Origin of the sequence: Acinetobacter sp. C13 (assembly GCF_016809775.1) — a bacterium.
Taxonomy (GTDB): domain Bacteria; phylum Pseudomonadota; class Gammaproteobacteria; order Pseudomonadales; family Moraxellaceae; genus Acinetobacter; species Acinetobacter pittii.
Genome location: NZ_JAFBJL010000007.1, coordinates 87051 through 107473 on the forward strand (window position 1 = coordinate 87051; position 20423 = coordinate 107473).

Annotated in this window: 18 protein-coding genes and 2 pseudogenes; 3 read left to right on the plus strand and 17 right to left on the minus strand. The window is 40.4% G+C overall.

All coding sequences use genetic code 11. The features are described from left to right. Nucleotides 1–77 precede the first annotated feature (77 nt). Complete coding sequence (locus tag JGE69_RS16645; RefSeq protein WP_199114035.1) at nt 78–662, minus strand: TetR/AcrR family transcriptional regulator; 585 nt, start codon at nt 660–662, stop codon at nt 78–80. A 248-nt stretch (nt 663–910) separates the two neighbouring features. On the opposite strand from JGE69_RS16645, the gene JGE69_RS16650 reads away from it, so the two are divergent. Beyond that, entirely contained in the window at nt 911–1612 is a 702-nt protein-coding gene (locus JGE69_RS16650; RefSeq protein WP_199114033.1) for an SDR family NAD(P)-dependent oxidoreductase, read from the plus strand. Nucleotides 1613–1697: 85 nt separating this feature from the next. Here JGE69_RS16650 and JGE69_RS16655 read toward each other — a convergent pair whose 3' ends face one another. The 13 genes and pseudogenes from JGE69_RS16655 to JGE69_RS16715 all read right to left on the minus strand — a co-directional run bounded on the left by JGE69_RS16655 (nt 1698) and on the right by JGE69_RS16715 (nt 14652). Continuing rightward, on the minus strand, nt 1698–2174 hold the full coding sequence (locus tag JGE69_RS16655) for a hypothetical protein (protein ID WP_068543907.1): 477 nt from the start codon (nt 2172–2174) through the stop codon (nt 1698–1700). Nucleotides 2175–2219: 45 nt separating this feature from the next. Beyond that, nucleotides 2220–2642, minus strand: a complete 423-nt coding sequence (locus JGE69_RS16660; protein WP_069121900.1) for a hypothetical protein — start codon at nt 2640–2642, stop codon at nt 2220–2222. Continuing rightward, nucleotides 2596–3006, minus strand: coding sequence for a hypothetical protein (locus JGE69_RS16665; RefSeq protein WP_069121898.1), 411 nt, complete (start codon nt 3004–3006; stop codon nt 2596–2598). Before JGE69_RS16665 ends, JGE69_RS16660 begins: the two co-directional genes overlap by 47 nt. Before the next feature lie 8 nt (nt 3007–3014). Next, the gene (locus tag JGE69_RS16670) at nt 3015–3503 is read right to left on the minus strand and encodes a hypothetical protein (protein ID WP_199114031.1); all 489 of its coding nucleotides are present in this window, start codon (nt 3501–3503) and stop codon (nt 3015–3017) included. A 73-nt stretch (nt 3504–3576) separates the two neighbouring features. Continuing rightward, entirely contained in the window at nt 3577–4806 is a 1230-nt protein-coding gene (locus tag JGE69_RS16675) for a beta-ketoacyl synthase N-terminal-like domain-containing protein (protein ID WP_199114029.1), read from the minus strand. Between the two features lie 1451 nt (nt 4807–6257). Beyond that, nucleotides 6258–6759, minus strand: a pseudogene (locus JGE69_RS16680) (NUDIX hydrolase). Nucleotides 6760–7025: 266 nt separating this feature from the next. Next, complete coding sequence (locus JGE69_RS16685) at nt 7026–7601, minus strand: DUF4126 domain-containing protein (RefSeq protein ID WP_063097887.1); 576 nt, start codon at nt 7599–7601, stop codon at nt 7026–7028. A gap of 123 nt (nt 7602–7724) precedes the next feature. Beyond that, nucleotides 7725–7859, minus strand: a complete 135-nt coding sequence (locus JGE69_RS16690) for a zinc ribbon-containing protein (RefSeq protein WP_001983336.1) — start codon at nt 7857–7859, stop codon at nt 7725–7727. 326 nt (nt 7860–8185) lie between these two features. Further along, on the minus strand, nt 8186–8905 hold the full coding sequence (locus tag JGE69_RS16695; protein WP_199114025.1) for a hypothetical protein: 720 nt from the start codon (nt 8903–8905) through the stop codon (nt 8186–8188). A gap of 126 nt (nt 8906–9031) precedes the next feature. Further along, the gene (gene acnD, locus JGE69_RS16700) at nt 9032–11638 is read right to left on the minus strand and encodes a Fe/S-dependent 2-methylisocitrate dehydratase AcnD (RefSeq protein WP_002120741.1); all 2607 of its coding nucleotides are present in this window, start codon (nt 11636–11638) and stop codon (nt 9032–9034) included. Beyond that, nucleotides 11638–12795, minus strand: coding sequence for a 2-methylcitrate synthase (gene prpC / locus JGE69_RS16705; protein WP_002120737.1), 1158 nt, complete (start codon nt 12793–12795; stop codon nt 11638–11640). Before prpC ends, acnD begins: the two co-directional genes overlap by 1 nt. Before the next feature lie 269 nt (nt 12796–13064). Next, a complete protein-coding gene (prpB, locus tag JGE69_RS16710) occupies nt 13065–13949 on the minus strand; it encodes a methylisocitrate lyase (protein WP_005071840.1) in 885 nt (294 codons plus the stop codon). Continuing rightward, on the minus strand, nt 13942–14652 hold the full coding sequence (locus JGE69_RS16715; protein ID WP_001153627.1) for a GntR family transcriptional regulator: 711 nt from the start codon (nt 14650–14652) through the stop codon (nt 13942–13944). Before JGE69_RS16715 ends, prpB begins: the two co-directional genes overlap by 8 nt. A gap of 45 nt (nt 14653–14697) precedes the next feature. On the opposite strand from JGE69_RS16715, the pseudogene JGE69_RS16720 reads away from it, so the two are divergent. Further along, nucleotides 14698–14832 (plus strand): annotated as a pseudogene (locus tag JGE69_RS16720) (hypothetical protein). A gap of 335 nt (nt 14833–15167) precedes the next feature. Further along, entirely contained in the window at nt 15168–16382 is a 1215-nt protein-coding gene (locus JGE69_RS16725; protein WP_069121886.1) for an aromatic amino acid transaminase, read from the plus strand. Nucleotides 16383–16430: 48 nt separating this feature from the next. Here JGE69_RS16725 and dld read toward each other — a convergent pair whose 3' ends face one another. From dld to lldR, 3 genes are all read right to left on the minus strand, one after another. Next, on the minus strand, nt 16431–18137 hold the full coding sequence (gene dld, locus JGE69_RS16730; RefSeq protein WP_069121884.1) for a D-lactate dehydrogenase: 1707 nt from the start codon (nt 18135–18137) through the stop codon (nt 16431–16433). A 383-nt stretch (nt 18138–18520) separates the two neighbouring features. Then, nucleotides 18521–19666 carry an FMN-dependent L-lactate dehydrogenase LldD gene (lldD, locus tag JGE69_RS16735; protein ID WP_069121882.1) on the minus strand — a complete coding sequence of 382 codons (1146 nt, stop codon included), beginning with the start codon at nt 19664–19666 and terminating at the stop codon, nt 18521–18523. Continuing rightward, nucleotides 19663–20415 carry a transcriptional regulator LldR gene (gene lldR / locus JGE69_RS16740; protein ID WP_002120807.1) on the minus strand — a complete coding sequence of 251 codons (753 nt, stop codon included), beginning with the start codon at nt 20413–20415 and terminating at the stop codon, nt 19663–19665. The genes lldD and lldR overlap by 4 nt, the downstream gene beginning before the upstream one ends. Nucleotides 20416–20423 lie beyond the last annotated feature (8 nt).

Here is a 20423-nt window from a genome sequence, read left to right on the forward strand (position 1 = left end):
TGGAATGATCGTTCCAATTTAAGTTAAATAAAAACCTTAACTATTCAGCTCAACAATAGTTAAGGTTTAAATGAGTTTTATAAAATATTTAAAGCAACCTCGACCACATCCATTAAACATTGCTTTCTTTGCTCAAGTGGACTGCCTTTCCCTAAAACACGTAATCCTTGAATCGTATTTACAAAAAAACTCGCTAACGCGCGTGGATTTTGGGTAGAAGGAATTTCACCAGATTGTTGAGCTTTAATTAACAAACTCTCTAAAGCATATTGAAGTTTCTGTAGATTACTCACAACAAATTGAGCGACATCTTCATCATGGCCAGCCAGTTCTAAACATGCATTTGCGACAAGACATCCTTTGTGTTCTGGATCACTTAGCTCATCTTCAACAATATTAAGAAGTAATTCTCGAATAAGTACTTTCGGAGAACCTGAACCAGACAATAGCTTCACATTGTTAAGCGTGGTTAAAAGCTCATAACGCTGTAACGCTTTTTGATAGAGCCCTTGCTTGTTTTGAAAGGTACTGTAAAGGCTACTTCTTGATAGTCCCGTACCGTCAACCAAATCTTGCACTGAAGTTGCAGCATAACCACGACGCCAAAAAACCTGCATGGCTGCATCAGCAATTTCATCAGTTTCAAATTCTTTGGTTCGCATAGACACACTTAACAGGAACGATCGTTCCAATTAATTTAAGATAGAGTGATAGAGAAGTCAAACTAATAATTCTTTCAACAGCGCATGTTTAGCCGAATAACTCATGTAAAGCTGACTCCCTAATCCCCGCTTTTAAGCATTTTATTCTTTGGGTACTATTCTTAGAGATAACTTTTGCGCTTGAATACATTATAAAAACATATTATAAACTATTTCTAACCAAATAATTGGTTTTTTGGAACTTTATAATGAACAACAATATTATAATTTTTGGTTATGGAACGGGTATTTCCAAAGCCGTAGCACATAAGTTTGGTAAAGAAGGCTATAAAATCGGGTTAGTGGCACGTAATACTGAAAAACTCGAAAAAGCCATTTTAGAACTTAAAACACAAGGTATTGAAGCTTACGCTTTTACATGTGATTTAGCGGTTCTTGAAGATATACCAAATCTTATTAATCATATTAAAGACCGATTAGGAGAGATTAAAAATATTCATTGGAATGCTTTCCATGATATTGAAGGCAATATCTTAAAAACCCCTCCACTAGAGCTCACCAAAAGCTTTCATATTCGTGTTTCGAGCTATATTGCGACGGTACAAGCTTGCTTAGGCGATTTAGAGAAGAACCACGGTAGTATTTTATCGACAAATGGAATTTTCGCTTTCGATGCAGTGGGTATCGACTTGGTGGCTAAAGAGTACTCATCCTTAGCAACTACCGCTGCCGCTCAATACAAAGCCACCAACTTACTTGCTCATAGTCTTGCTGACTCAAATGTTTACGTGAGCCAAATAATTGTGAATGGTTTCGTTGATGGTACATCTGGAGCACAAGATAAAACCTACACGGTGCATCCAGAAACGGTTGCAGAGCAGTTCTGGTATTTACACCAGCATAAACAAGAAACTGTTTCTCTTTGTGGTGAAGCCATTCAAGCTGCTTAAACAATTTCTTATGATAGAAGAAGCGTAATCAATTACGCTTCTCTGAATTTTTAATTTGATGTTTATATGTCGTAGTAGTATTTAACTACTTTTCATACTCTGATGGATCAATTTTGTATTCTTTGAATAAAATTGAACGCACAGAGTCTTTTATACGTTCATCATGTTTAATAATTAAATAAATATCTTTTTTAGTCAGAGGAATTTCTTTTAGTAAATCAGGCAAGTCCTTCGATCTTATACCACTGACTTCACTAGGTTGTTTTAAGATATCTGGGTCTTGTTCTTCGAATTTAAAATCTACACCTTGTAAATTGAAATAAACCATAACCCTTCTGTTCAAAGAGTCACTATCATCATATAAAACAGTACCTTCTGGTAAAATATAATATTCTGGCAAAGTGCTATTTTTCGAATATTTACCTTCAAACGAATATATCTTTAAAGGTTTTTCTAAAACATGAATTTCGGGTGTTTTTGTACGGTTCCAGAAGTAATAATTTAATAAGGACTGTATGATGAAAATTGAAATTAGTACGGTAATTAATAAATTCTTTTTCATACTTATCTCTTATTTAAACCAAATAAAATCATATGGTTAAATATCTTATTCATTTACAATAAATTCATAGGTCTTATCTAACTTCCCATCCCCACTAGCATAAAAACCCGCATATATATGAATTGTAAAAGTTCCCTTATACTTTGGAACTCCAGAAATTTTTAAATTATTATAAGCATCCGCTTCATGTTCATCTATTGGGCTAATAGAGATATTCATATCACTAGGGAAATTAGTTTCAACTTCAAAAGAATATGGTATCACTCTACCACCTGATATGTTTAATTGCTGATTATATGCCTTACCTACATAGGCTACTGGAAGTCTTTCAGGCTCAATTGTATATTCGTGACCACACCCTGCCATAAGTAACAAGGGAATACCTAAAGTTATCAAATCAAGTTTCAGATTTTTAAACAAATTATTTTTCTTCCCATACAATTGGAAATTTTTCTGATTTAGAGACATTACCAATCATTGCAGAGAAAATTGCTTGGCATTCTAAATTAATTTTTTTAAGTGAACTGATATCTATAGGCTCACAGCTTCTATTATCATAATTTGAGCAAAATTCTACAGATACATCAATTTTGTTATTTTCAATCTTATCTATATAAGCATCCAACATTTGATTGTTATTAGCAGTATTTTTGCAAACAATTTTTTTTGATGAAGATTCTTTTATTTTATTTAAAACTTCCTTATCTTCAATTTTCGTAGCAAAGTTTAATTTTTCATTACTTTTCCTAGTATGTTCTATTGTGAAATTTGAAATTTTTTCACTACATCCACTTAAAAAAATTAGCCCTGATAGGTAAAGAAATTTTTTCATTTAAAACTCTATTGGAAATTGGATTTTCTTATAGCTTCTTTGGATATTAAAATATTATCTGCTACAACTTTACTACTTTGTAATAAGCCCCCAAAAACTACTCTACAAGACATATTGCTAGTTAACAATTTTTCCAATTGATTCTTATCGATACATACATTCATGGATTCATCTTCGCAGACTTTAAAGTACCCAGATGAAGTATATTTTCCATTTTTTAACTTCTCTCCCTCGACTGAAATAGCTCCTATCACAAAGTGATTTTTAATATTATCGCACTTAAAATGTGAATATTTATAATTATTCTCTTGATAAATCTTATTTAAATCATCATTTGTTTCTAAATTAAATTTAAAAATATCACCACTCATACCATCCATATGAGAATAAGTTAAATTCTTAAGGGCCATATCTTTAAAATTTTCTTTCTCATTTTTGGCTAAAAGATTACAACCTAACAATGGTAGGGTCGATAAAATTATTAAAAAAGTTCTCATAAATTACTTATAAAACAGTATATACGACCTATTTTATTCTTTTTCTCAGGTCCACATATATTTCGATTTTAAATTACCCTTCCCATTTTCTAAAAACGAGACAAGTATTTACGCCACCAAAACCAAAGCTATTACTCATCACTGTTTTTAGTTCGGTTTCTCTGCTCGTTTGAACAATATCGAATTTTTTAGCTTCTTCGCGCAGTTCAGTAATATTAATACTCGGCGCGATAAAGTTATTTTGCAGCATTAAAATAGAATAAATCGCTTCGTGTACACCTGCTGCCCCCAAACTATGTCCAGTCATCGACTTGGTCGAACTGAGTGGCGGTACTTTTTCGCCACCAAAAGCTCTCTCTATGGCCAATAGTTCGGGAATGTCTCCTGCTGGTGTTGAAGTACCATGCGTGTTGATATAGTCGATGGTTTCTGAGCCGTTTTGTTTGGCTTCTGCGAGTGCCAATTTAATGCAACGGGTCGCGCCTTCGCCACTTGGAGCTACCATGTCGACACCATCACTATTAGCAGCGTACCCAACCACTTCTGCCAAAATTTTTGCTCCGCGCTTTTGGGCATGGCTTAAAGACTCCAAAACCACCATGCCACCGCCGCCAGCGATCACAAAGCCATCGTTATCTTTTGAATATGGGCGTGAAGCTGTTTCTGGTGCATCGTTATATTTAGAGTATAATGCGCCCATCGCATCGAATATTGCTGTTTGGGACCAATGGTCTTCTTCACCGCCACCTGCCAGCATTAAGTCTTGTTTTCCAGAAGCGATTAGGTGAAATGCATAGCCAATTGCATCGGCTGAAGTGGCACAGGCACTCGCGATTGATTGAGAGATACCTTTTAGGTTGAAAGCATTTGCTAAGTTAGAACTAACCGTATTTGTAAGATAGCGTGATGCTAAATCGGGCGATACTCCACTTGCGCCTTTTTCTTTTAAGCTATGCAGCATGTCGATAATGGACGCTGTCGAGCTGCCCCCTGTTCCCCCAATCACGCCATATTTTGAGTTGTTAGCAATATCACTCACATCAAGCTCGGCGTGTTGTAGCGCATCGAGTGCCGAGTTATAGGCATACATCGCGCAAACGCCCATGTGTTTTTTTAATTCTGGATCAATATTTTCAAAATCCATTTCGGCTGTGGCGCTGACATGGCTCCGAAAATTCAATTGTGCATAGACATCGTTATAGCGAATGCCTGAGCGACCTGCTTTTAAGGAGTCGGTTACTTTCTCTAATGTATTTCCAATACAGGAATTTATTCCCATACCTGTTATTACAACACGTTCCATTCTTATCTCTATAAAAACGACAAAAATAGATCTTAACAATCAAGTTCTTTTTTGGAACTGGCAAAATATCTCTATATTTATTATTTTTTATAATCAAATATAAATAAAAAGTTAATAATAATTTTTTTATTTTAAAATCTCTTTAGTTTTATTATTAAATCAAAAAATATTTTAAATATTAAATTGACGTAATTAAAATCACCAATTATTATCTCGTTGCTGGCCACATTGCCAGTCGGTTTTGACAGACCGTTGATCCACGGCGGGTTATAGTACAATCTATAAGTCGTTAGACCCTTGCGTCCCCTTTTCTTTGCGGTAGGACGGATGGGGGACGCCCCGTGCGTGCTGGTTCCATGGATCCCAGTCTGTCAACCCCCTTTCGTTCTACCACCATAAATTAATTCGCGGTAATCTGGTGGTAGGACTCCATAAATTATAAGGAGTTGATCATGACACTTTTCAAACTTATTCCCTCTTTAGATTAATTATTTTATTTATTTAAAATTTAGGTTTTCTATTGTCTATTTTTTAAATTTATAAATTATTTTTATTTTAAAATTTCAATTATTATATTTTCCTATATTTATGGGAGGATCAATTACTACCTAAAAATTATTTTAAACCTTAAAACCAATTATATTTTCATTCTACTCATAGATATAAATCATTATGAGAATAATATGACAATTTATAAACCTATTTTGGCTTTAAGTTTGGTTCTAAGCAGCTAAGGTTTTTCAGTTTGCAAAGTCCTGTTCTCCCACGGGACTTTGCCCCTACTTTTCTGAGCACCATGTAGCGGTGTGACAAAAGTAGTCTGGCTAAGCGTTTGGCTTAGCTCCTCTATCTCTGTGTTGCAATATTTTATTACTTTAAATCAGCGCAAAAGATTAAAGTCTGTTGTGGCACAGAGGCCAAGAGGAACTAAGAATAAATATAGAGGACTACTAAATTTTTTATGAGTTTTTCTTCAAATTTTCAATATAAGTGCTTGTACTGCCATCCCAATAGCAGTGTATGCAGTGTCCTTCTTTAAAAACATGTTCACAATTTACATATCCATAAATTATGGAAGTGCATTCAGGGCACAACGAGGCCATTCTAGATTTACTTTTGAAGTATTGGCTTCCGCATTCATCACACTTTTCACAACTACTCAGCATGGATATATCTCGATTTAAAACAGCACTTTTAAAAGATTATGATAAATCAAAAAGAAATCTTGTACGTTTTATCCTACAAACTTTTAGGGATTTTGCGGATTGGCGACACCCTGCTTTTTTCCTATGATGAGTTCATACAGGAACAGGATGTTCCGGAACACAAAACAACAATAATAGGTTCATACACCAGGAGCGTGAGATACGACAGGAGTCATATCTAGCAACCAAATACGAAAAAGCTCGACAGGATGTCGGGCTTTTTTTATATCTGAATATTGGAAGATTTTAGGGATTAAAAATCTCAGGTAGGCTATCTGCAAGAATATTAGGAATGTTGTTTGGATAAACAGTCTCGTTGGTTTGGCTTAGCTCATCAAACGTCCACCAACGGCTTTTACTAATCACAAGTTTTTCATGTTCTGACCAGTTTGCTGTATTCATTTCTTCATTTTTAATAAAAACAATAAAGAGTCTTTCTTCAGAAATCACAACTTCCGCGCTCGGCAACATCATTTCAAAATTGCGTGTTGCAACATGAGTACCTACATTTTGTCGTACTACACCTAACTCTTCATAAAGCTCTCGGCAAGCTGCTTGCTCGAAGGTTTCCCCTTCTTCAAGCCCGCCACCTACGGTTGCCCAATATGATTGTCCAGCCAAAGCATCATTTGTATGAGTAAACTGAAATAACAGGATTTCATGATTTTCATTAAGAACTAATAGTCTTGAAGATTTTCTAATACGCATTTGATTTTTTTCTTAAAGTAACAAGTTGGCTATTATTCATATTCACTTTAAAAAGTTAAATCATTTCTGAATGTACGCTTTAACCTACAAACTTTTAGGGATTTTGCGGATTGGCGACTTACCGCTTTTTTCCTATGATGAGTTCATACAGGAACAGGATGTTCCGGAACATAAAACAACAATAATAGGTTCAAGCACCAGGAGCGTGAGATACGACAGGAGTCATATCTAGTACCCAAATACGAAAAAGCCCAACAGGATGTTGGGCTTTTTTTATTGCTGTTTAAAAATATGTTTAGGCTAAACCTATAGAGGACTATGCGCCTGTTCTTGCTTTTTATGGCGTATCCAACGTACCGCTAAAATTACTGCAATAAGCACCACTACCGCAACAAATGCAGGCACTAACATGGCCGAAACTGAAAGTAAGATTGCCCCAATCCACTCCCCTGTAGCAACAACAAAATTTCCTAAGCCACCTGTGGTTGCAGTTGAAACACCGCGCGCAGCGACTGTACTCATTTGCACCACACCTGCCGTACCACCGCCTACAATAATCGCTGCCGCCCAACTGGCAAACTGAGACATTTCTCCACTACTAACCGCCATTGTTGCTAACGTACCCGCGATCATCGCCGCAGGAGTCGCGACTGTGTCTAAGGCATTATCGACCCACGGAATATAGTAAGCTGCGACTTCACACACCGTTGCCACACCCAAAGCTAAACACACCGATGGTAGAGCTAACCATTCAAAACCTTTTGATGGCTCAAACCATCCCATCATGGTGGCAATGCTCATAACCAGTAGCGGCACAAACACGCGAAAACCGCAGGCAGCGCTCAGCCCCACGCCAATACATAAACCCAATATTGTTTCCATAACGGTTTCCTTTTTCACGCCCATCACGGGTCTTGTTATGTAAGTCTTATTTTTAAATTAGCAAAAAGCCCCATCGGGTGACAGGGCTTTTTGTTAAATGCGAACGCAAATATTATTTCATTCTTAACGTTTAAATTGCGTGCAGTAGCATTTCGTGCAAGGTGGTAAAGGGTCTGTGTTAATTTCTAAAAACACTCTATGTCCGCACTGAGCACAGAAATAGAAGCCTGTTCCGGGTTTTTCGCCAGCTGTTACCATGATTACATTCCTATAATCGTATATATATTAAACAGGAATATAACCCACTTAAAGTGAATGTCAATTGTCCATTTCGCCCGATGATGATGGCATAAATGCAAAAAATGTTATTTGTACGATTTATCTTACACAGATTTAGGGATTTAGCGGATTGGCTGTCCCCTACTTTTTTTCTAATATGAACTCATACAGGAACAGGATGTTCCGGAACATAAAACAACAATAATAGGTTCATGCATCAGGATCGTGAGATACGACAGGAGTCATATCTAACAACCAAATACGAAAAAGCCCGACAGGATGTCGGGCTTTTTTTATGTAATAACTTATGTATTTGCTGAATCTATAAGACCAATTCTTTTTAACATTAACTTACCAAGGGGAGTAATAAATCTATGAGAAATCTGCGGCATCCCCTGTTGATCAAATTGAGGCAATCCTGTTTTTCTATCAATTCGATATTTCGATTTAATCAATCCTAGCCTTTCTAAATGTGATTTATAGCTTTCCTGAATATCTCTCTTCTCTAAAATATTATCATCAACACCAATATATGTTCTAATTGGCTCAATAACGTTTTGATGCTTTTGTCGAAATTCTTCATCGCTATTAATTGTTGGCTCTAAGAAGAAACGCAACCAAATCACTTCTTGATCATTAAGCTCACCTAATAATCTTAAAACATACTTACTATCTGCATAATTTTTTTCTTCATCTGATATGCCATTTGCTACTACGTTTGCAATATATTCTCTTCTTTCGTTAGAGAGTGATCTGGATGCCTGAACAAATCCCTCTTCAATTAGGTCCACGATTAATTCATTCTGTTTAGCATTTTCTAATAAATTACTATCAATTTTTTGAACTTTTTCATCCAATAATTTTATATATTGTACTAATCTATCCATTCGCTGGTCAGGAATAATAGCTCCTACAACTTCTGAAAGGATAGAACCAAACCCAGGCACTAAACCTACGATAGCCTTATAAGTTGCAACCCTATGGTCTAAAAAATTTGCATCTAAGTTATTATCTTTTTCTATCATGTTATCACCTGAATATATCTATTTCTAATTACTTATGAATTTCAAGGCTTATTAATTCCCATAAAAAAACCCCATCATCAAGATAGGGTTCTTTTGAATAATTTTCAATCAGTTATAGACTAAATATTAAGCCACTTGGCCTTCTAAAAAGTCTTGCGCAAAACGCTGTAATACACCGCCCGCTTCATATACAGAAACTTCTTCTTCTGTATCTAAACGGCAAGTCACTGGCACTTCAAGAATCTCTTCTTTACCATCCGCTGTGGCACGTTCAATCACTAAAGTTAAAGTCGAACGCGGCGCAATATTACCAATCACGCTATAAAGCTCAGTACCATCTAGTTTTAAAGTTTTGCGGTTTACACCCGGTTTAAACTCAAGCGGTAACACGCCCATACCCACCAAGTTGGTACGGTGAATACGCTCAAAACCTTCTGCCACAATTGCTTCAACACCTGCAAGGCGTACACCTTTCGCAGCCCAGTCACGGCTCGAACCCTGACCGTAGTCAGCACCCGCGATAATAATTAATGGCTGTTTACGGTTCATGTAGGTTTCAATCGCTTCCCACATACGCATCACTTCGCCTTCTGGCTCTACACGCGCTTTTGAACCTTGCTTAATGGTACCGTCTGAACGAACCACCATTTCGTTATAGAGTTTCGGGTTGGCAAATGTTGCACGTTGTGCAGTCAAGTGGTCACCACGGTGCGTTGCGTATGAGTTGAAGTCTTCTTCTGGTACGCCCATTTTGTGAAGATATTCACCCGCAGCCGAGTCCATCAAAATCGCGTTTGAAGGCGACAAGTGGTCGGTAGTGATGTTGTCACCCAAAATCGCAAGCGGACGCATGTTCGCTAAAGTACGTGGTGCAGCCAACGCCCCTTCCCAATACGGTGGACGGCGGATGTAAGTACTTTGCGGACGCCAGTCGTAAAGTGGGCTCTTCGCTTGTTCAACTTCGCCCAAGTCAAACATTGGAATGTAGACTTTACGGAACTGTTCAGGTTTCACGGCTTCTTTTACTAAGGCATCAATTTCAGCGTCAGATGGCCAGATGTCTTTCAGGTAAATCGGGTTACCTTCTTTGTCATGACCTAACGCATCTTTTTCGATGTCAAAACGAATCGTACCTGCAATTGCATATGCCACAACAAGCGGTGGAGATGCTAAGAACGCTTGTTTTGCATATGGATGGATACGGCCATCGAAGTTACGGTTACCAGAGAGTACTGCTGTTGCGTACAAGTCACGGTCAATAATTTCTTGTTGAATGACTGGATCTAACGCACCCGACATACCGTTACAGGTCGTACAAGCATAAGCCACAATACCAAAACCAAGTTGTTCTAAGTCTTTTAGAACACCTGCTTCTTCAAGGTAAAGTGCAGCCGCTTTCGAACCCGGTGCAAATGATGATTTCACCCAAGGTTTACGAACCAAACCAAGTTCATTTGCTTTACGCGCCAACAAACCTGCCGCCACGGTGTTACGTGGGTTAGAAGTGTTAGTACATGAAGTAATTGCAGCAATAATGATTGCGCCATCTGGCATTAAGCCGTCAGAACGGTTTTCAACAACGCCTGCAATGCCTTTTTCTTTTAAGTCCGCAGTTGAAACGCGTGCATGTGGGTTTGATGGACCAGCAATGTTACGGGTTACTTTTGATAGATCAAAACGAAGTACACGTGGGTACTCTGCTTTGGTCATGTCAGATGCCCAAAGGCCGATTTCTTTTGCGTACTGTTCAACCAATGCCACTTGAGCATCTTCACGGCCTGTTAGGCGTAAGTAGTCAATCGTGTTTTGGTCGATGTAGAACATCGCAGCCGTAGCGCCATATTCTGGAGTCATGTTCGAAATAGTTGCACGGTCGCCCACAGACATGCTGTCAGCACCTTCACCAAAGAACTCAAGGTAAGCACCCACTACGCGCTCTTTACGTAAGAACTCAGTTAGAGCAAGTACGATATCTGTTGCAGTAATGCCTGCCTGACGCTGACCTACAAACTCAACACCAATAATGTCTGGCAGACGCATCCAAGATGCACGGCCTAACATCACGTTTTCAGCTTCTAAGCCACCAACACCCACAGAAATTACGCCCAAAGCGTCTGTGTGTGGTGTGTGTGAGTCTGTACCGACGCAAGTGTCTGGGAATGCCACGCCATCACGCGCCTGAATCACTGGAGACATTTTCTCTAGGTTAATCTGGTGCATAATGCCGTTCCCCGCAGGGATCACATCGACATTTTTAAATGCTGTTTTAGTCCACTCAATAAAGTGGAAACGGTCTTCGTTACGACGGTCTTCAACAGCACGGTTTTTTGCAAAAGCGTCTGGGTCAGCACCACCGTATTCCACTGCTAAAGAGTGGTCGACAATCAGTTGTGTTGGCACAACTGGGTTAACTTTAGATGGGTCACCGCCTTTGTCAGCAATCGCATCACGCAAACCTGCAAGGTCAACCAATGCAGTTTGGCCCAAAATGTCGTGACACACGACTCGTGCAGGATACCAAGGAAAGTCCAAGTCCTGACGGCGTTCAATTAACTGCGTTAAATAAGCAGTTAAATTCTCGGCATCGGCACGACGTACCAATTGCTCTGCGAGTACTTTTGAGGTGTAAGGCAGTTTTTCGTATGCGCCTGGCTGAATATCTTCAACGGCTTGACGCACGTCGTAATATTCAAGCTGGGTGCCTGCCAGCGGCTTACGGTATTTTGTGTTCATTAACCACGCTCCGCCAATGGTTTAAATTCGAGGTTTTCAGGGCCTGTGTAGTTCGCGCTTGGACGAATGATTTTGCCGTCTTGGCGTTGTTCAATCACGTGTGCTGACCAGCCTGCTGTACGTGCAATCACAAATAACGGTGTGAACATGGCAGTTGGAACGCCCATCAAGTGATAGCTCACCGCACTGAACCAATCGAGGTTCGGGAACATGTTTTTCACTTCTTTCATCACTGCTTCTAAACGCTCAGCGATGAGGTACATTTTGGTGTTCTCTTGTGCTTGCGCTAAGTCATGCGCCACTTTCTTGATCACTTCGTTACGTGGGTCAGAAACTGTATAGACAGGGTGACCAAAACCAATCACGACTTCTTTATTTTCAACACGTTTACGGATGTCTGCTTCTGCTTCATCTGCGTTGTCGTAACGCTGTTGAATCACGAATGCAACTTCGTTCGCACCACCGTGCTTAGGTCCGCGAAGTGCACCAATACCGCCTGTAATTGCCGAGTACATGTCAGAACCTGTACCTGCAACTACACGTGACGTAAATGTAGACGCGTTAAACTCATGCTCAGCATACAAAATAAGAGATGTATGCATTGCTTGAATCCATTCTTCAGATGGTTTTTCGCCATGAAGTAAATGTAAGAAATGCGCTGCAATTGAGTCGTCATCAGTTTCAACTTCAATACGACGACCGTTGTTGCTGAAGTGGTACCAATAAAGCAGCATTGAGCCTAGGCTTGCCATTAGTTTGTCAGCAATGTCTTTTGCGCCCGCTTCATTGTGGTCTTCGTGTTCTGGCGTTAAACAACCTAGCACTGACACACCTGTACGCATCACATCCATTGGGTGTGCAGACGGCGGTAATTGTTCAAGAGCAGTTTTAAGTGCTGCTGGTAAGCCACGAAGTGCTTTTAATTTTGCTTTATACGCTTTGAGTTCAGCTTTGTTTGGTAATTTGCCGTGTACGAGCAAGTGAGCAACTTCTTCAAACTGGCTACCTGCTGCAAGGTCAAGAATGTCATAGCCACGATAGTGCAAGTCGTTACCGCTACGTCCTACGGTACAGAGTGCTGTGTTGCCTGCAACTTGTCCGCTAAGTGCAACTGATTTTTTTGGTTTGAAGCCTGTTGTTGTTTCATTTGAGCTCATAAGATTGTCCTTTCCTATCTATCTGAATTTATTTATTAAGCACGACGGAGTCGTACCATTTTCACTTCTTATTTCAGGATTAACCTTCGGTTCGACCCACTTTTGTTTTGGCAAAAGTAGGCAAAACCATTGTCATCTGCAAAACTCGTCCACAACCACCGAATATCCTATCCATCGCAGAACCATTTTTAAAAAATGTAGTCCTGCCTCAAACAGTTGCAGATGACGCCTCTGAGTATCAGATTCCAATTAATCAACTTTTTAATTTATTACTTCTTTTTAGCAAATGCGTTGTCTAAGTAGTCTTCAAACGCATAGTAGTTAATGCGTTCATATAACTCTTTACGCGTTTGCATAATATCAATCACGTTCTTTTGCGTGCCTTCTTTACGCAAGGTTTCATACACAGTTTCGGCTGCTTTGTTCATGGCACGGAAAGCAGAAAGCGGATAAAGCGCAAGGCTTACATCGGCAGATGCTAACTCTTCAGTAGTAAACAATGGTGTAGAACCGAACTCCGTGATGTTTGCTAAAATCGGTGCGCCTGTCTTCTGAGCAAATTGCTTGTACATATCAAGCTCGGTAATTGCTTCAGGGAATAGCATGTCTGCGCCCGCTTCAATATAGGCACCCGCACGGTCAATGGCAGCTTGTAAGCCATCTACAGCCAATGCATCGGTACGCGCCATAATCACGAAGCTGTCATCACCACGCGCATCAACCGCTGCTTTAATACGGTCAACCATTTCTTCTTGAGTCACAATGGCTTTGTTCGGGCGGTGTCCACAACGTTTTGCGCCTACTTGGTCTTCAATGTGCATTGCCGCAGCACCAAACTTGATGAGTGCTTTTGTAGTACGCGCAATGTTAAATGCAGAAGCACCAAAACCTGTGTCCGCATCGACCAATAATGGAAGATCACATACATCGGTAATACGGCGTACATCTGTCAACACATCATCAAGGTTACTGATTCCCAAATCAGGTAAGCCTAAAGAACCAGCGGCTACACCACCACCTGATAAGTAAATCGCTTTATAACCTGCACGTTTTGCCAAAAGTGCATGATTGGCGTTAATGGTTCCAACCACTTGTAATGGCTTTTCTTGGGCTACTGCATCGCGAAATAGCTGACCTGCGGATTGTTTAGCCATTGTTATGTTCTCCTTGTGCTTGTAGCAGTGTTTGCTCAATAATTTTGTAAGAAGCATTGATATGTCGATGCATGAGCAGCTCGGCAAGTTCACCATCACCTTCTGCAATTGCATCTAAAATACGGATATGTTCGTCCCAAGCTTTGCTCGGTCGATCGGGTGTGTTTGAAAATTGAATTCGGTACATGCGGATGAGGTGATAAAGCTCATCACATAGCATTTTTTCTAGGGTTTTATTGCCACTACTTTTGATAATGCAGTAGTGAAAATCGTCCTGCCCTTCTTGCAAGTAATATCCTTTACCTGCTTTAAAGTTTTCATCTTCGGCATGCATACGTAATACATCACGTAGCGCCAAAATTTGCTTTTTATCAATATGCTGTGCCGCAAGTTTGCAAGCTAAACCTTCTAATGACGCACGAATCTGGTAAAGCTCTTTAAACTGTTGCAGTGAAAGCGAAACCACGCGCGCGCCCACATGTGCAGTACGCTCAACCAAACGTTGACCTTCAAGGCGATGAATCGCTTCACGCAAAGGCCCACGACTAATGCCATAAGTGCGTGCCAGCTCAGGCTCAGAAATCTTGCTACCTGCCGGAATTTGACCCAAAACAATCGCCGTCTGTATTTGTTTAAATACATTCTCGGTCAGTGTTCTTCCCTGACTTTGTAATGGCTCTGGTGCGAAGGTCAAATCTTGCATATTGTCGACAATTTTTAATCAATTATGAGTTTTATAGCGGTATGAATGAAAAAAATCAAGGTGATTGTTGACACTTTACAGAACGCATCAGGTCAATTTTTATAGACTGACCGCTTATATCACCTTATATTTAAAGCATTAAACCACTTGCCAGTTAATATTTATAAAACAATAATTTAGTGTCAATTTATCTATAGTTTTATGACTCGTTCTTAGTTACTTTTTAGTCATTAAACTTTTGTTTCAAACTTTAGTCTACAACCAATGTATTACAGCAAGATTGTAGACAATCTGCTTGAATGAAAGCATGAGTTAGAAATTAGTTTCTATTTACCGTAATTTCTTTTAAATCTTTTTATCATTTTCATCCAGAAAATATCGATATTAGTGAAATTATCAGGTGCTTCACGGTAGCTTTATTGATACATTATTGAGCATCGACATAGTTGTGGCGTATTTTTCGAGACAGAAAAAACCCAGCACTATGCATATTGTTGAATGAAAGGACTTTTTTGATGTTTCAACATATCCCCCCATACGCAGGCGATCCAATTCTCTCTTTAATGGAACAGTTCAATGCTGATACTCGTTCTGGAAAAGTGAACTTGAGTATTGGTCTTTATTATAACGAAGACAGTATTGTTCCTCAGTTAGAGACCATTATCGAGGCGCAAAAGCGTATTGAGCCTAAGAACGGTAAAACCAAACTTTATTTGCCAATGGAAGGCTTCAAACCTTACCGTGAAGCAATTCAAGCACTTTTATTTGGTGCAAACAGCCCAGCAGTTAAAGCTGGCCGTGCTGTAACCATCCAAACACTTGGTGGTTCAGGTGCATTGAAAGTTGGTGCGGATTTCTTAAAAACTTATTTCCCAAATTCAGACGTTTGGGTAAGCCAACCAACTTGGGATAACCACGTTGCAATTTTCAATGGCGCTGGCATCAAGACTCATTTCTACCCATATTTCGATAACGAAACACGTGGTGTAGATTTTGACGGTATGCTTTCTACACTTAAAACTTTGCCTGAGCAAAGCATTGTGTTATTGCACCCATGCTGCCACAACCCAACTGGTGCTGACTTAAACCCAGCTCAATGGGACCAAGTAATTGCAGTATTAAAAGACCGTAACCTTATTCCATTCCTAGATATCGCTTACCAAGGTTTTGGTGACGGTATGGAAGAAGATGCGTATGCAATCCGTGCTTTAGACCAAGTGGGTCTAAACTTCATTGTGAGCAACTCGTTCTCTAAAATCTTCTCTTTATATGGCGAACGTGTTGGCGGCTTAACTTTCGTATGTGACGATGCAGAAGCAGCTCAGTGCACATTCGGTCAGTTAAAAGCGACTGTACGTCGTATTTACTCTAGCCCTCCTACTACAGGTGCTTGGTTAGTTGATGAAGTGTTAAATGACGCTGAACTTAACCAACAATGGCAAGGTGAAGTGAAAGAGATGCGTGAGCGTATTATAAAAATGCGTAGCATCTTGAAAGACGAACTTACTAAAGCATTACCAGACCGTGACTTTAGCTACCTTGTAAACCAAAAAGGTATGTTCAGCTACACAGGTCTAACTGCTGAGCAAGTTGATATCTTGCGTGAAGAATATGCAATCTACTTAGTACGTAGTGGCCGTATTTGTGTAGCAGGTTTAAACATGAACAATGTTTACACTGTTGCTAAAGCAGTTGCAGAAGTACTTGCTAAATCTGTAGAAGCTGCATAAGACATCTATTAAAAAAGGCGCTTCGGCGCCTTTTTTTATGTCTCGATTTTAAGATTTAGCCTTGCCCCAATACTTCAGTTTTGAGGTATGCCCAATCCCCACATTAAAGCTATTGGTTGGGTCGAGTTTTTGGTAGAAATTGGCTAAGGCAGGTTTGGCAATGTAGAGATGCCCGACATTATGCTCTGCTGGATATTCAGCACGGCGCGCGTCCAACAACTTCCACATTTGATGTTCCATTTCTAACGGATCATGGCCCTTTTTAAGAATATAGTCCTGATGAAACACATGACAAAAGAAATGCCCATAATAGAGTTTATGGAGGATTTTATTTTCCATCTCGGCCGGCAGTTGCTCTACCCACTCACGGTCATTACGACGTAACGCAATATCAAGCGCCACAATATCTTCAACTTCACTATGATGCGTATCACGATAACGAATTGCCGCCCCTGCAATCGCAAAACGGTGTAAGAATGCTTTTCGGCCTTCCTCTTCGCTACATACGAAATAGTGACCAGACTGATGCACTGCAAAATATTCTTTTAAAAACTGCTCGGTCTGTGCTTTTGAATTATTTTCAACGCGTAGTACTAAATGGTGCTCGTAACGGTCTCGATATTCGGTCATACGCTTCGGCAAATGACTCGGTAAAAAGAACGTAATCGCTTGTAAAATATGATCCGTTAAGCCTTTAATTTTAAATCTTTCTAAAAAGCCATCGACTTTATCTTTCATCGCAAAAGCTTTTGGAACATTGGCTGTGCCAAATTTTTCAATAAATAAGAACGTGTCTTTTCCGTACTTTTCACCAATTAAATAAGCATCTCGGTGAATATACTCACCTGCAATCGGCAAGCTTGGCAGTGAGGTCAGTAAATAACGGCGAATGGCTGTTAAATCATCAGCATCATTAGTACCAATATAAAAGACATTACTTTCTACTTTTTCATAGGTATCAAGGCGCACGGCAAACACACAAACTTTACCTGCTGAACCCGATGCTTCAAACAAACGTGACGGGTCTGCATTAAAACGAGCAGGTGTATCTTCATCAACTTGGGTCACATCGTGGGCATAGCGATGGTCCGATGCCTGTTTTTCGCTGTCATCTAGAATATCTACGGCTTGATATTGCTGCTTCTCTAAACGAGTCAAAATTTCTTCGGGTGTCGAACCTAAATTCACCCCTAAATGGTTCACCAGTTTTAATTGACCAGCAGCATTGACCTGAGCATATAACGCCAGTTCAGTATACGCCGGTCCACGGCGTACCAATGCACCGCCCGAGTTATTACAAACACCGCCTAGTACTGATGCCCCAATACAAGATGAACCAATCACCGAATGAGGTTCACGGTCGTAGCCCTTTAAAATTTGCTCTAAATTATCTAAGGTCGCACCCGGTAAGCAGATCACTTGCTTACCGTCATGAATGACCTGAATGCCCTTTAATCGGCGCGTACTCATGACCAAAACAGGACGATCATAGTCATCGCCATATGGGGTTGAACCGCCAGTGAGTCCTGTATTTGCTGCCTGCATAATGACAATACAGTCCGCCTCAATTGCAGCCTGCAACACTTGCCATTGCTCTAGCAAGGTCCCCGGCACCACTACAGCAAGTACTTTCCCCTCACCAAAACGACGGCCTTGACGGTACTGACGCGTGCTTTGATCATCGGTCAAAACATGCGAACGCCCTACAATGTTTTGTAAACGGTCAATCACTGCTTGAGGAGAAAATGTTTGCATGATGGTTTCCTTTTGGTCATCCATACCACATAGTTTTTTAAAAATCAGAAAAGCTCGACGGAGTTTTTCCGTTTAGAACTAATATTTAAAGTAGCTAATTCCATTACTTTTGTTTTGGCATGAGTAGCGACTAAAGCTACGCAAGATCAAAACCATTTCACTTAGCACTAGCAGCTAATCTCTAGGTGTTAGATTTAATTCAAATTGGCTACGCGTTGGCGGCAGGATGCCGCCTGTTGAGCAACTGTACAAGGAAGTACGGTTTGCTCAACAAAAGATTTTTGGTTACTTTTTTAAAAAAGTAACGTCAATTAGCTACTTCCATTGAACTTTTTCCGATAAGACTCCGTCGTGCCAATATCATCAAAGTTAATACGGAAACGTTAGAGCTTCATCGCCTGTACTAAACAATCAGCATTAATATCCGAAATCGACTTAGCACCTGTCAGCGTCATCGCAACACGCATTTCCTTATCAATTAAATCAAGTAAGTTCGACACACCTTGTCCACCTGCTGCTGCCAAGGCATAAACAAACGCACGGCCAAGTAAAACCGTATCGGCACCGAGCGCTAACATACGCACCACATCTAAACCATTACGAATGCCTGAGTCAGCCAAAATCGCTAAATCACCTTTGACGGCATCGGCAATTGCAGGCAATGCGCGAGCAGATGACATCACGCCATCTAACTGACGACCACCGTGATTTGATACCACAATCCCATCGGCACCAAAACGTACAGCATCTTTGGCATCTTCAGGGTCTAAAATACCCTTAATCACCATTGGGCCATCCCAAAACTCACGAATCCACTCAAGGTCTTTCCATGAAATCGATGGGTCAAAGTTCGAGCCTAACCAGCCGATATAGTCTTCAAGCCCAGTCGGTTTACCTAAATATTTAGAGATATTACCCAAGTCGTGCGGACGACCCATTAAGCCCACATTCCATGACCAATGTGGGTGGAACATAGACTGCATATAACGGCGCATCGCAGCATTTGGCCCACTCATACCAGAATGAGCATCACGGTAACGCGCACCCGGCACAGGCATATCTACAGTAAACACAAGTGTTGAACAGCCTGCTGCTTTTGCACGTTCCAAAGCATTACGCATAAAACCACGGTCGCGTAATACATAAAGCTGGAACCACATAGGGCGATTAATTGCAGGTGCAACTTCCTCAATCGGACATACCGAAACCGTTGAAAGCGTAAATGGAATGCCCTTTTTGTCGGCTGCTATCGCTGCTTGAACTTCGCCACGGCGCGCATACATACCTGTTAAACCCACAGGAGCTAATGCAACCGGCATCGACAAGGTTTCGTTAAACAGTTTTGTCTCTAAACTTAACGCTGACATGTCATTGAGCACACGTTGACGCAATGCAATTTCTGACAAATCTTGTACGTTACGCTTTAAGGTATATTCCGAATACGCTCCGCCATCAATGTAATGAAATAAAAATGGAGGTAAGCGACGTTGTGCCGCAGCACGATAATCATTGCCAGAAGAAATAATCATTTTGAATCAACTCTATTTAAACGATTTGCACGTTTCTGGCGAGCTTCGTCTTCATCCAGAGAACGCACATGATTAATCACAAATTCAATATGACCGCAGACAGCTTGGCGTGCGGCCTCCGGATCTTTACGATCAATGGCATCCATGACCTGAAAATGCTGCTCACTCAGCAAATCACCATTGACGGGGTCGTTATAAACTTTTTTACGCCCTAACAAGACGTTGTATTGCAGCAAATCAAATAGACTTCGCATCATTTGAATCAGCACCACATTGTGAGATGCTTCAGCAATCGCCAAGTGGAATTCAGCATCCGCGACCGCAGCCTGTGCTGAGTCACCCGCATTTTGATGGCGACTAATTTCATTAAAATAATGATGGATTTTGGCGCGATCTTCAGGCGTTGAGCGTAATGCGGCATACCAAGCAGTGCCACCCTCAAGCAATAACCGCGCCTCTTGCACATCAAAACGGTAGAGTGGATCTTCTTCAATCAGATTGCTAATCGGGTTCACAATCAGTTGTTGTGGCCACTGTTCAGGTAACTGCTGAATATAAGTCCCATCGCCGCGGCGACTACTGAGCACCCCTTGACTATTGAGCTGTTGAATCGCTTCACGCAAAGATGGACGAGAAACCCCTAAGCTAGTTGCAAGCTGGCGCTCGGCAGGCAAGCGGTCACCTTTTTTCATGTGACGCTCTTCAATTAATGCCTGCAATTTCATGACCACTTGATCGGAGATTCTCATCGCGTTTC